Annotated in this window: 13 protein-coding genes; 11 read left to right on the forward strand and 2 right to left on the reverse strand. The window is 36.9% G+C overall.

All coding sequences use genetic code 11. The annotated features are described in order from the left end of the window. Positions 1-1,000: 1,000 nt before the first annotated feature. Genes J8L70_RS12350 through J8L70_RS12365 form a run of 4 tightly spaced genes read left to right on the forward strand, consistent with a single transcriptional unit; the run spans position 1,001 to position 4,330 of the window. Positions 1,001-2,194, forward strand: a complete 1,194-nt coding sequence (locus tag J8L70_RS12350; RefSeq protein WP_211055898.1) for a hypothetical protein — start codon at positions 1,001-1,003, stop codon at positions 2,192-2,194. Beyond that, positions 2,194-2,646: a hypothetical protein gene (locus J8L70_RS12355; protein WP_211055899.1), complete on the forward strand. Its 453-nt coding sequence runs from the start codon at positions 2,194-2,196 to the stop codon at positions 2,644-2,646. The genes J8L70_RS12350 and J8L70_RS12355 overlap by 1 nt, the downstream gene beginning before the upstream one ends. 35 nt (positions 2,647-2,681) lie before the next feature. Continuing rightward, the gene (locus J8L70_RS12360) at positions 2,682-3,878 is read left to right on the forward strand and encodes a hypothetical protein (RefSeq protein ID WP_211055900.1); all 1,197 of its coding nucleotides are present in this window, start codon (positions 2,682-2,684) and stop codon (positions 3,876-3,878) included. Then, positions 3,878-4,330 carry a hypothetical protein gene (locus J8L70_RS12365; RefSeq protein WP_211055901.1) on the forward strand — a complete coding sequence of 151 codons (453 nt, stop codon included), beginning with the start codon at positions 3,878-3,880 and terminating at the stop codon, positions 4,328-4,330. Before J8L70_RS12360 ends, J8L70_RS12365 begins: the two co-directional genes overlap by 1 nt. A 2-nt stretch (positions 4,331-4,332) precedes the next feature. Here the strand turns inward: J8L70_RS12365 and J8L70_RS12370 are convergent, their stop codons facing one another. Next, positions 4,333-6,426 carry an EAL domain-containing protein gene (locus tag J8L70_RS12370; protein ID WP_211055902.1) on the reverse strand — a complete coding sequence of 698 codons (2,094 nt, stop codon included), beginning with the start codon at positions 6,424-6,426 and terminating at the stop codon, positions 4,333-4,335. Positions 6,427-6,696: 270 nt separating this feature from the next. Between J8L70_RS12370 and J8L70_RS12375 the strand changes: the two genes are divergently transcribed. The 7 genes from J8L70_RS12375 to J8L70_RS12405 all read left to right on the forward strand — a co-directional run bounded on the left by J8L70_RS12375 (position 6,697) and on the right by J8L70_RS12405 (position 12,568). Continuing rightward, positions 6,697-7,629, forward strand: coding sequence for a CHAD domain-containing protein (locus J8L70_RS12375; protein ID WP_211055903.1), 933 nt, complete (start codon positions 6,697-6,699; stop codon positions 7,627-7,629). 23 nt (positions 7,630-7,652) lie between these two features. Beyond that, positions 7,653-8,552, forward strand: coding sequence for a DUF350 domain-containing protein (locus tag J8L70_RS12380; RefSeq protein ID WP_211055904.1), 900 nt, complete (start codon positions 7,653-7,655; stop codon positions 8,550-8,552). A gap of 3 nt (positions 8,553-8,555) precedes the next feature. Then, positions 8,556-10,277, forward strand: a complete 1,722-nt coding sequence (locus J8L70_RS12385) for a polyamine aminopropyltransferase (RefSeq protein ID WP_211055905.1) — start codon at positions 8,556-8,558, stop codon at positions 10,275-10,277. Positions 10,278-10,357: 80 nt separating this feature from the next. Continuing rightward, positions 10,358-10,771: a DUF2170 family protein gene (locus J8L70_RS12390; RefSeq protein ID WP_211055906.1), complete on the forward strand. Its 414-nt coding sequence runs from the start codon at positions 10,358-10,360 to the stop codon at positions 10,769-10,771. A gap of 71 nt (positions 10,772-10,842) precedes the next feature. Further along, the gene (locus J8L70_RS12395) at positions 10,843-11,535 is read left to right on the forward strand and encodes a PspA/IM30 family protein (RefSeq protein WP_211055907.1); all 693 of its coding nucleotides are present in this window, start codon (positions 10,843-10,845) and stop codon (positions 11,533-11,535) included. A gap of 72 nt (positions 11,536-11,607) precedes the next feature. Then, entirely contained in the window at positions 11,608-12,249 is a 642-nt protein-coding gene (locus J8L70_RS12400; protein ID WP_211055908.1) for a DUF4178 domain-containing protein, read from the forward strand. Next, positions 12,242-12,568, forward strand: a complete 327-nt coding sequence (locus J8L70_RS12405) for a hypothetical protein (protein ID WP_211055909.1) — start codon at positions 12,242-12,244, stop codon at positions 12,566-12,568. Before J8L70_RS12400 ends, J8L70_RS12405 begins: the two co-directional genes overlap by 8 nt. Positions 12,569-12,652: 84 nt before the next feature. Here the strand turns inward: J8L70_RS12405 and J8L70_RS12410 are convergent, their stop codons facing one another. After that, the gene (locus J8L70_RS12410) at positions 12,653-12,901 is read right to left on the reverse strand and encodes a DUF3297 family protein (protein ID WP_211055910.1); all 249 of its coding nucleotides are present in this window, start codon (positions 12,899-12,901) and stop codon (positions 12,653-12,655) included. Positions 12,902-12,996 lie beyond the last annotated feature (95 nt).

Below are 12,996 nucleotides of genomic sequence, written 5' to 3' on the forward strand. Positions count from 1 at the left end.
GCCCATGCAGAGCTCAGTAGGCCCGTACCTAATCGTAACCCCTTAATAACTAAAACAAAACCAATGCTCACAAAGAGAAGCAAATGAGGGGAAATGAGAAGCCAATAAACACGTTCTAGTCACTAAATCACTAGGTCACTTCTCTAAAGCGCAGCGTCTCCAAAGCGAAGCGCCTCTTTGTGCATAAATGTCTTAATCACTAAAAACTAAAGACAAAAGCCATTGCTCACAAAGAGAAGTAAATGAGAGTAAATGAGAAGCCCAACACACGTTCTAGTCTGGACTTCCCAGCTTTCACTAAATCACTTCTCTAAAGCGCAGCGTCTCCAAAGCAAAGCGCCTCTTTGTGCAAATTTGTCTTAATTACTAAAACCAAAGACAAAGCCAATGCTCACAAAGAGAAGCAAATGAGGGTAAATGAGAAGCCAACAAACACGTTCTAGTCACTAAATCACTTCTCTAAAGCGCAGCGTCTCCAAAGCGCAGCGCCTCTTTGTGAATAAATGTCTTAGTTACTTAAAACCAAAGACAAAACCAATGCTCACAAAGAGAAGCAAATGAGGGTAAATGAGAAGCCAACAAACACGTTCTAGTCCCTAAATCACTTCTCTAAAGCGCAGCGTCTCCAAAGCGAAGCGCCTCTTTGTGCATTAATGTTTTAATCACTTAAAACCAAAAACAAAACCACTGCTCACAAAGAGAAGAAAATGAGGGTGAATGAGAAGCCAGTAAACACGTTATAGTCCTAAATCACTACTCGTAGTGTAGAGATCCTGTGGGTTTAGCTTTAGCTAAAAAGCGTTAAGAAAGATCCGTTAAATAATCCGCGACATATTTAAATTATAATTAAGTATTCATATTGTCAGGATGTTTTTACTACATATTTATTAATTTTATAATTTTTATTAACATTTAAGTTCTATATCACTATACTTACTTTAGATTTGGTTATTTATTCTTACTAATTTTTATTAGAATAGTATTAAGGGTTAATTTTTTAATGAGATTTTATATAACATGGTTGGTTGCTGCTTGTAGTTTATTTCAAGGCACTAGCTATGCAAAAGGAGTTGATATTTCGGGTTATGCACGAGTTGTTACTGGGTATTTAAATGTAGAAGATACTGACTATGAAGGGTACTCTGACAGTATTAGTGGATCGCCCGATAGCTTATTTGCGATTCAGGCACAATATCAGTTTGTTAAAGGCTTAGAGCTAACCGGACAACTGGTATTAAAACCTAACAATACCACTGATCAAGATGGTTCAGGCTTAGAATGGTTATATTTGACATATCGTCCTACAGAGCAACTTCAATTTAAATTAGGAAAGCTAAGAACCCCATTTTTTTCTATGAGTGACTTTGCTGATGTCGGCTTTGCTTACCCTTGGATAAGCCCTCCTAGACAAGTGTATGATACTTATCTATTTGATACCTTTAATGGTATCGATGCGACCTATAAGTTTAGTACCCCCTTGTTTGATGCCAGTGTAGAGGGATATTTTGGCCAAGAATCAGGGCAATTAGATATAGGTCCTATCAATACTGATTTTTCAGCGAAAAGAATTTTTGGCGTTATTGGTAAAGTTAATATCGAAAACTTTGAAGTCAGGCTTTCTAATTATACGGCAGAGCTAAATTTATACCGTGATAGCTTATTTTCTTTTAGGGACTTGCTGGTTAGTCTAAACTTTAACGAAAGTGCTGATTTATTACAGACCGAAGGACGTGCAGCTGTTAAGCAATTCGGTTTAAGTTATGATAATTTAGATTATTTTGCTCGTGCTGAATGGATAAAAATTACCTCTTCGTTAGATTTAGTATCTGATATATCAAGTTATTACCTCAGTGGGGGGGTTAATATAAATAACTTAACCTTCCATTTAACATTTGCTGATAGTGATGTCGATTTACCAACACCTTCTGGAACGCAGTTAATACCTATGGGTGTAAGCGATGACTTAGATTTTATTGCGTCAGAGTACCTTGCTATTTTTGACCGTTCTAAGCCTGATGCATTGCAAAGCTGGACTGCAGGTGTCCGATGGGATGTATTACCTAATTTGGCATTAAAGTTTGAAGCGTCCACCTTGAAGGGTGCTGGAGGGTATAACTCTTTTTTTATTAATGACAATGGTAAGACAGTAACAAAAGGCGAGTTGTTTTTATTTGCTGTTGATTGGGTTTATTAATGTATATAAAACCAGTTAAGAGCACATTACAAAAGATATCTCTTTTTTTGTTTTTTAATTTTGTCGTCATGACGAATAGCTATGCTACAGAGAGTAGTAATATTGTTTTGGTTATTAACTCGTCTGAGTTAACTAATAGTTTAACAAAGCAACAAGTGCGGAATATTTATATGGGAGGCGCGCTTAGCCAAAAGTATTTACCAGTGCATTTACCAGTGGGGGATCCACTGAGAGTAGACTTTAATACTTATATTATCGGATTAACCGAATCTAGGATTCAATCTTACTGGGCGCAGATGAAGTTTACAGGAAGAAGTAAACCACCAATAGTAAAGGCGACTGTCGACGAGGTTTTACAGTATATAATTGAGCATGAAAATGCGATTGCTTATATACCTGAAAATATTACTTTGCCGATTAGCCTGGCTGTATTGAGTTTATCAAAGGGTTAGTTAAAACTTATAATTTAAAAGGGTTTTTATTTTATATGAAATCTAAAATTGCATTATTTTTATCTTTTTTTTGTGCTTGTGGGCAATTTAACGCACATGCTAATGACGCTATTGAATTTTCTGGCTATGCTCGAATTATTGCGGGTTATTTTGATCAGGAAAATGTTGAATATGACGGGTATGACAATAGCATCAACTTTTCACCAGATAGTTTAATTGGCTTACAATTAGATTATGAACTTAATGAGTATTTCGCACTGACTGGGCAGGTTAAGTTAACCGATAGTCGCGTTAGTGAAGATGATTCATCCGGTTTGGAGTGGCTATATTTAACGTACCAACCTACCGATAATATACAAATGAAATTAGGTAAACTGCGTACTCCATTTTTTGCTATGAGTGATTTTTCTGACGTTGGTTTTGCCTATCCTTGGATAAACCTCCCACAGCAGGTATACAATACTTATTTGTTTGATACCTTTAATGGGATAGATGTTATCTATAAGTTTTCAGGGAAAAACTTTGATGCCAGTATTGAAAGTTATTATGGTTATAAAAATGGTGTCACTGAAGTTGGTAATATTAAAAGTGGGTTGGAGGTTGATAATCTTGTTGGCGTAATAGGTAAGCTGAATGTATCTAATTTAGAGTTTAGAGCGGCTAAATATAGTGGCGATGCTTCACTGGATTTCAGTGACCTTAAAGAAATGGAGTTTCAGTTACGTGAACTTGGTTTTACACAAAGTGCTGATACGTTATCAACTAAAGGACAAGCTGAAGCTGAACAACTGAGTATTTTATTTGATAACCTAAATTATTTTTTTAGAGCTGAGTGGATTAGAATAACAACCGATTTTGAAGTTATTCCCAGTGCAGATAATTATTATTTAACGGGTGGCTTTAACTTAGGCGCTATTACTTATCACTTAACTTATGGTAACAGTGATGTTACTAGCGGTTCGACTATCAATGAAATTCCCACAGGGGTTAGTGATGATTTAGATAAGCTAAATAATGCATATCAAGAAATATTTAGAAGCTCTACCCCTGATGAACTTGAAAGTTGGACATTAGGAGTTCGTTGGGATGTCCGAACAAATATAGCCCTTAAAGCCGAAGTTTCAACACTTAAAGGTAACGATGGAGTTAATTCATTTTTTAGTTCATCTGACTCTCAAAATTTTGATAAAAAGGGTAATTTATATCTACTTGGCTTAGAGTGGGTATTTTAATGAAAGTTACAACTAATCACTTAAAAAACCCTGCGACTGTATTAATTTTATTATTAATTACGATGCTTTATACGACGTTTGCTTATAGTGAAAATACAACACCGAGTAATATTATCGTTGTAGCTAATATTGCAGATAAAAATAAGGTGTTAACTAAACAGCAAATCAGGCATATATACATGGGCGGAGCATTAAGCCGTCAATTTAAGCCGGTTAATTTACAGGTAGGAAACCCAATTAGGGTCGACTTTAATACTCATATAGTTGGTTTAACAGAGTCGAGGATTCAAGCTTATTGGGCGCAAATGAAGTTTACTGGGCGTAGTAAGCCCCCGATTGAGTTTTCGAATATAGACGCTGTTATGAGCTATATTCTTGCAGAAGAGAATGCAATTGCCTATGTGCCTGCAGATACAAAAATACCTGCAAGCTTAACGGTAGTAAAAAAATAGTGTTATTTTTTTACTACCGTTAACTCAGAAAATAACTTTTCAGCGTTCGCTACTTCACTCGCGAGTCGTTCTATTGGTACTGGTTTTGCAAAGTAAAACCCTTGCAAGTCATCAGCATTATTTTCTAATAAATAATGTGCTTGTTCAGGGGTTTCTATACCTTCACAGCATATTGTTAAATCAAGTCTCTTACCTAAGTCTAATATTGTTTGTAGTACAACGGCATTCTTAGAAGAGTTATCTAATTGATTCACAAACATCCGGTCAATTTTTAATGTGTCTATTTCTATTTGGGTCAGATAACTTAATGATGAATAACCTGTACCAAAATCATCGAGCGCGATAGAGCCCTGCATTGCTTTTATATCATGAAAAAATTCATTGGCATTGCTAAAGTGATCAAGATAGCTAGATTCAGTGATTTCAAACTGTATATGTTTTAAATCACAATTATATTTAACTACTTTCTCTTTTATTATGTCTATAAAACAGGGGTCTTGTAAGTCATGGCTAGAAATATTAAGTGATACTAATACATCTTCATCAACTAGCTGCTTTAAGCTTTCTAAGTTTTTAAATACTTGAGTTAGTACCCAGCGGGTGATCGCTTTAATTTTACCTGCCTGTTCGGCAATCGGTATAAATTCCCCCGGTGATATAAAACCTAATGCCGAGTTAGGCCAACGAATGAGAGCTTCTAAGCCTTTTGCTTTACCACTTTTATTTATTTTTAATTGATAATATAGCTCAAACTCATTTTCATTAATGGCTTGGTTAATTAAGTTCGCTATTTGAATTTTACGTTGGTTATCTGCAAGTAATTCGGGGTTAAATACAGTATAGGTCCCCTTTCCTTGTTCTTTTGCTGTATACATTGCAATATCGGCATTCGTTATTGCAACATCAATATTATAATTGGCTTGTTGTGCACTAACAACGCCGATACTCACGCCAGTTTGCACATCCCAGTTATTAATTTTTATAGGGTCGTGCATTAAATTAATGATTCGCTTTGCTGTATCTATAGCCCGATTTAAATCATCAAGGTTAGGCAACATAATTAAAAATTCATCACCACCGATACGCGCAATAATATCTTCAGCTCGTAAATGGCTTTTAATTTTATCTGCCACTGATTTAAGTAATTTATCGCCAGTTTCATGCCCTAAAGTGTCGTTTACACCTTTAAAGTTATCTATATCGAAAAATAAAATGGCAAGCTCTTGTTGGTTTTTTTGTGTTTCTTTTAGTGCTAAACGTAATTGTTCCAGAAAAAATATTCGATTAGGCAAACCCGTTAAAATATCGTAATTAGCTAGGCGCTCCATAGCGTGCTTTTGTTCTAATAGCTTTGCAGTGTGTTTTCGATTTGTTTTTATCTGGCCATTAATTGTCTGTAGTAGATTATTAATATCGTTACCCAACTGCGATACTTCGTCCTTACCACTGACCTTATATTGCAGTTTATAATCGGTGGTTTTTTCTACTTTACGAGTGAATTTAGATAATTGCAGTAAAGGCTTTAGTAGGTGTTGATATACCCAAAAGGAGAAGGCAATGGCTAATATTACAACAACAATCACAAAAGGGATCGTACTATTAAATAAGTTACTTTTACTTTGCGCGAGTGGTTTTTTTAAATCTTGTACTATTAATAAATAGCCAATAGGGTAGCTGGCCTCACCAATTGGTTTTAATGCTGCGAGTCCTTCATCTATTTCTGTAACGCTAAATGGAAGTTGGTTAACGGCTATGGAGTTTAATGTTGGTTTATAGTTTTTTAATTTAAGGTAATTTGGATGAACGTATGATTGTATTAACTGCCAATTCTCATCAAAAACATTTACAAACTTTATATGCTCATATCGATCAAGCCCTAATAGCTCTGTTGTAATAGCAAACATGTCATGCTGCTCTGACATTATTCTAAGCAGGTTATCTGCAATATTTGATGACATTGCATCTAAATTTTCTTTTACAGAGTGGCTGTATAAACTTTTGTGTTCATTTATTGAGGATAAAAAAACTAAGCTTGAAGTGATTAAAATAGAAATAATAGTAATTGAAATGAATTTATAGCGAATACTTTGAAACATTAACGATTACCTTTAAGTATATTTGTACCTACAAAAGATACAGTATTGATATAACACTATTACTTAATACTTTAAGTGAAATGTTAACTTATTAATACACCTTAATGTATTAATTTTATGAAATCAGAAAAATAAATAAGCAGGGGATTTTAAAAGGTTACAAAATTGCACTTTAGATGTTTATTCGTACTTTGTTGCAATTTCATTGTTGGTTAAATGCTGGGTCTGTGTAAAACTACGGGAGTTATTTTAAGTAATCAGGTGACATGAATGTCAAATATTAAAGTTTGGAAATGTCTAAGCCTGTTTTGTTTGTTAATTACGCTTGTAGGCTGTCAATCTAAAGAAGAGCAGCTCAAACAAACAATTCAGCAATCTATACAAACAGCCGATGCAGAGCTCGCTCAATTAGGCAGAGCACTTGAAAACGATAGTATAAAAAATGCGATTGTTTTAAAAGAATATGCAAATATATTAAAGCAACAGCGCCCAGAACTAACAAAAGTAGCTGATGTAATTGCGCAAGATGCGACAAAAAATGGTGCTCTTTTTAGTGGGTTACAACAACGTTTAACCGATATAAAAAAAACTTATCTTATTCCTCCTTATGAAGAAACGTTACTTAATATTGATGTATTAAGAGAAGCTGCGAAGCCAACTTTATTTTCAGATGCCTTAACTGATCCTATTAATATGCTAGCAGATATGTCTAATGGTTCACTTGCGCGCATAGGGGCAATTAGCCAGCTAGCTGAGGGTGAAGGAGAGGGCAATCAGTTAGTGGGTAACCCAAACTATGGGAACTGGCAAACTAATAATAATGGTATTAGTTTTTGGCAGTGGTATGGAATGTACCGTATTTTGGGAGATGTATTTGACCGTGTTGAATATGGCCGTTGGAGTAAGCGCAGAAAATACAGCTACTATAACGATTATGGCCGCACACGTTACTCCAGCCCTAAGCAAATCAAAACTCAAAGCGCTTTAGAAACTCGCACTCGTCAATCTTACCAGCGTCAAGGTAAGCAATTTACGAGTCCATACGCGAGTAAAAAAACCGGTGCGTCAGGGTTAAGCCGTAGTAGTTATACACCACCGAAAACCCGAAGCAGCTATGCGTCTAAAAGTAATTATAGTAATGGCTCAGGATCGGTTCGAAATAGTAATAGTAGAACTTCACGCGGTGTCAGTCGCGGTAAGTAAAAGAATAACGTTGGAGTTAAAAAATGTACGAATTTAACGGAATAACTATGTGGTCATTACAAGCATTAGCCATTGATTTTGCCATTATAATATTATTGTTTTTAAGTCTTAAATATATAAAAGGCTGGGTTTCTAATTTACATGCTAACGACGAAATCACAGAGCGTGATAATTTTGCTTTTGGGATTAGTTTTGCTGCTGGCTTAGTGGCATTAGCTATTGTATTAACCGGTGTGAGTAGTGGGGCGTTTGCAGAGTCGCTACAACAAGAAGCGCTGCAAATGTTTGCCTACGGCGTGCTCGCTATTGTATTGATAAAATTAGGTCACTTTTTTCAAGACAAAGTAGCGCTGCGTAAAGTCAGTCTGCATAACGAAATTGTAAAAGGCAATGTAACGGCAGCGGTGATTGACTTTGGTCATGTTGTGAGTGTCGCTATTGTTATTCGCTCTGCGCTTTTATGGGTTGCTACAGATGGCTGGCATGGCTTACCTATTGTTGTTGCTGCTTTTATTATTGGCAGTTTAGTGTTGTTGTTGGTTAGCCAATACCGTGTGCAATTATTTAAACGTACAAATAAAAACGGTGATTGCCTGCAGCAAGCTATTATTGATGATAATTTAGCGGTAGGTATTCGTTATGCTGGATACTTAATCGGTAGCGCACTGGCTATTACCGCAGCAAGTGGTATAGCACCTTATGTTGCCGATAATATTAATGCGAGCTTATTATATTGGGCGCTTAGTGCCGTTGTTTGTTTAATTGCTTTTATTATTTTACACGTAGTTACTATTAAAATAATTTTATCGGGTTGTGATATATCTGATGAAGTAAATCGTCAAAAAAATGTAGGGGTTGCTACTATTTCTGCGGCAATTTCGTTTGCTGTTGGAGTTACAATGGCTACATTATTAGGCGCATAATACGTGTCTAGTCAAACAATTAGCCCAAGTAAACGTGCATTACTTGGGCACGATATACTGCTTATTACCGTGATGGCCATACTCGCTGGATGTGGCCTTATTTATGAATACTTACTTTCGCATTATGCAGGGCGTGTACTGGGCTCTGTAGAAAGTGCAATCTATGCCATGATAGGCACCATGATTGTGGCGATGGGCTTGGGGGCATTTTTAGCCCGCTGGTTTAAAGATGCATTTACAGCTTTTGCCTGGCTCGAAAGCATTATTGCTTTAGTGGGTATGGGTTGTATTTTAGCGATTGCAAGCGTCATTGCTGTTAGTTATTCGTTACCTCATTTATTTTCTGAAATATTTAACCTCCCTCCCGATATCATACTCAATGGCTTTGTTTTTCAAAAATTACAAGCATGGTCACGGTTTTTACCTTATGTGTTTGGTTTATTACTGGGCTTATTTATTGGTATGGAAATACCTTTAATTGCGCGTATTAGACAGCATGTATATGGCCGATTTTTAGAAAATAATGCAGGGACCATTTATGGTGCCGATTACATAGGTGCAGGTATTGGCGCGGCTATTTGGGTGAGTATTATGCTTGCTATGCCAATTATGCAAGCGGCAGCGTGGACCGCATTATTTAATATAGTGGCAGGATTGGCATTTTTATGGCGTTACCATGCTCAGGTGCGTTTCGCTAAATTACTCTTGTTATGCCATATTTTGTTGCTTGCTCTATTTGCATTTATTTTACTATTTGGCAGTAGTTGGATGAACTCATTGAGTAATGTACTTTACAAAGATAAAGTGATTTACTCACAAGCTACTAAATACCAACATGTTGTATTAACTGAGCGATTAAGTAAAAACCAAGCTCAGCCTATCACCGATTTGTATTTAAACGGTCGCTTGCAGTTCTCCAGTATTGATGAGCAAATATACCACTCAATGTTGGTGTACCCAGCAATGCTTGCATCAAATCGTCACGACAAAGTTCTGATTATCGGAGGCGGCGACGGCCTTGCACTAAGAGACGTGTTAAAGTGGCCGGTTAAACACGTTACACTGATTGACTTAGATGCTCAGTTGCTAAACTTATTTGGCCATGCCGACACCAATTTCAACCCTCCAGAACATATTCGTACTCGCTTAGAGAAATTAAATAAGCAGGCAATGGCAAACCCCAAAGCGCACATTATTGTCGGTGATGCATTTTTAGAGATAGAGAAGTTACTCGATCAAAGCCAGCAGTTTGATACGATTATTATTGATTTGCCTGATCCGAATCACCCCGACTTAAACAAAATGTACAGTGATTATTTTTATAACCATATTCGTCAGCTACTTGCCCCAGATGGTGCAATGGCGGTGCAATCTACATCGCCTTATCATGCCAAAAAAGCATTTTTAAGTATTGGCAAAACAGTGAAGGCGGCAGGGTTTAATTTTGTACAACAGTATCAGCAAAATATACCTTCTTTTGGTCAGTGGGGCTGGACTATAGCCACTAAAATGGGTCAATCACCCCGTGCTCGTATTGCTAATATAAACACCATGCCAGTGGCTTCTCGATGGGTGAGTAAAGAGTATTTACTTGCCAGCTTTGTGTTTCCTAATAGTTATTTTGAAAACATAAAAGATATAGATATTAATAGATTAGGCTCGGGTCAACTGTATGATTATTACAGAGGGGCATGGCAAGTCGAGAGTGAGCTGTATAAAAATTAATGAAACCGGTTGACATAATATGTCAGGCGTGAGAATCTTAACTCAGACATAATATGTCATTTAACAAAAAAGGCAGAGACATGGAATTAAACGAACTTTCAATAAAACTAGCTTCTTTTGAAACCGAAGGCGCTAACTTTGAATCTTTCTTGATTGCCAATCCAGGTGAGCAAGATGTGTTACAAGTCATTGTTGATGGTAACGATGAACTTCCGATTTTTGTTACGCAAACACAAGAGCAATTGCTATGTATTAGTTATTTGTTTAGTGAAGAGGAAGTGAAAGAGTCGCTTCGTAACGAATTAAACGAAACCTTATTGCGCTTGAACGTGCCAATCCCATTGAGTGCATTTGCTAAAATAGATAAAAAATATGCCATTTTTGGTGCTCTATCGGTTAACTCATCATTTGATGATATTACTCACGAATTAGTGACTTTAGCTGATAACGCAATCGATGCACTTGAAGCGGTAACTTTGTATTTAAACGATTAGGATAACAATCCAAGCCCGTTTACATGATCCCCTACCTGAGCAAGGTAAGGCAATTTTTTGGAGTTAAGATTATGAGTATTTTAAAGAAATTATTTACAGCAGTTCGTGGCGGCGCACGTGAAGCGGGCGAAGCAATTGTTGATGCAAATGGTATCCGTATTTTTGAACAAGAAATTGCCGATGCACAAAACGCATTACAAAAAGCAAAGAAAAGCCTAACAGAAGTCATGGCAAAAGAAATGCAAACTAAGCGTAAAATTAGCGCGGTAGAGGCATCGATAGCAGAGCACGAAGCTTACGCAGGACAAGCGCTTGAAAAAGGCAACGAAGCGTTAGCGTTAGAAATTGCTGAAAAAATTGGCGACTTTGAAGGCGAAAAAGCTGAGCACGAGCAAGTATTATCTGGTTTTAGCAACCATATTGTAACGCTTAAACAGCAAGTTAAAGAAGCCGAAAAATCAATAAAAGAAAACCAACGCCAGCTAACAATGGTGAAAACCACTGAAAGCGTGCAACAAGCAACCATGGCGGTTAACAGCACATTAAATACGAATAGTTCGTCAATGACTTCTGCGCGTGAATCGCTTGAGCGTATTAAACAACGCCAACAAGATCGCCAAGACCAACTAGGTGCAGCGAAAGAGCTTGAATCACAAGTTAATGGTGACGATTTAAAAGCGAAAATGGCTGAAGCAGGGATTGGTGATACCAACCCAAAAAGTGCTGATATTTTAGCGCGCATTAAAGCAAAGCAAAACGGTTAATAACCAGAGTATCTATTTTAAAAGGTAACGTATTTAGGTACGTTACCTTTTTTGTCGCAAGGGTAGTGAACTATGTTTAATTTTTTCAAATCTAAAAAACAACCAGAACGTCAATTAAATCATGCTAAAGACCTTAAAAAAGGCGACATGCTTAGTGTGATCGACTCGTTTGCCTACCCAAGCTGGTTAAAAGGCGAGACATTGCGAGTGATCGAAGTACAAACGTATCAATACGAACATAGTAGCGATACTGAATTTGTGCTTGAAAGTAACAGTGGTCAGGTTGTTTTTCTACAAATTGAACAAGAAGATGGTGAACAAAAAGCCCATTTTTCTATAAAAATTCAGCGTGATGATGTCGATGCTATTTTTACCTTAGATGAGTTCGCACGTATTTTTGATGAAGAATCGTTAACGCATATTACCGTTAAAAATAGCCCCGAACGCTACATGCAGTTTTTAGGTACAAGCTATCAGCAAAGTGAAACTCCTTTTGTATGCTATTTTCATAAAAAAGATTTTCGCTCTACAAGCCTACCACGTTATCAGCAAGCGGGCGCAGAGCCTTGCGAAATGATTTGCTTAAATTCCGATGACGGAAGTCATGGCTTAAATATTGAAATTTGGGATGGCGGTGAAACAGAAGTATCACTGACGCTAACACGCCCTATTAGCGATATTGTTGATTTGTTCCCTGGAGACGCCAGTGAGTGATGCCAAAGAAAAATGGTTACGCCAAGAAAATGCAGTACGTGCAACACAAATGGCATTTGATTTAAGCAGTGAAGTGCAAAAATCAATAAAAAAGCAAGCGATAGACCAAGAGCTCACCCCCTCTGATATGATCAGAAAGATTTTAGGGCTAGATGTTAAGTCAAAGAAAACCCGACAACGTTTATCGTTTAATTTAAATGATGAAGAAATAGCGCAGTTAGCAACGCGCTTTAATGTGCCTAATGGCGATAAGCGAGCGGTGAAGCAACAAGTTGCTGAATTATTAATTGCGCGTACAAAAAATGCTGGAAACACGTAATAAAAAATAGTGAATATACCCATCGCCACTTTAAAAGGGAGACCTTACGGGTAATGAGTATATTCATAGTATCAGCTTTTACTATTAACGGTAAAACGCTTCAACAGTGCCTTTAACAGTCATTAATAAAGGTTGTCCACGACGGTCAAGTGCCTTAGGTGCAGCTACTTTAATCCAGCCTTCGCTAATACAGTATTCTTCAACGTCAGAGCGCTCTTTACCGTTATGGCGAATACCAATATCGAAATTAAACACTTCTTCAACATAGAATTTACTACGTGGATTTATAGAAAGGCGATCGGGTAATGCGGGTTTGTTTGTATTGTCGTTCATAGTCTTGACCTGTAATAAAATAAGCGTGCGCCATTGTAGGCAATAGCGCAATGATGCTCAAGTAAATACCCAACGCAATCATTATTTAGTCACTA

Origin of the sequence: Pseudoalteromonas sp. MMG010 (genome assembly GCF_018100905.1) — a bacterium.
Lineage (GTDB): Bacteria > Pseudomonadota > Gammaproteobacteria > Enterobacterales > Alteromonadaceae > Pseudoalteromonas.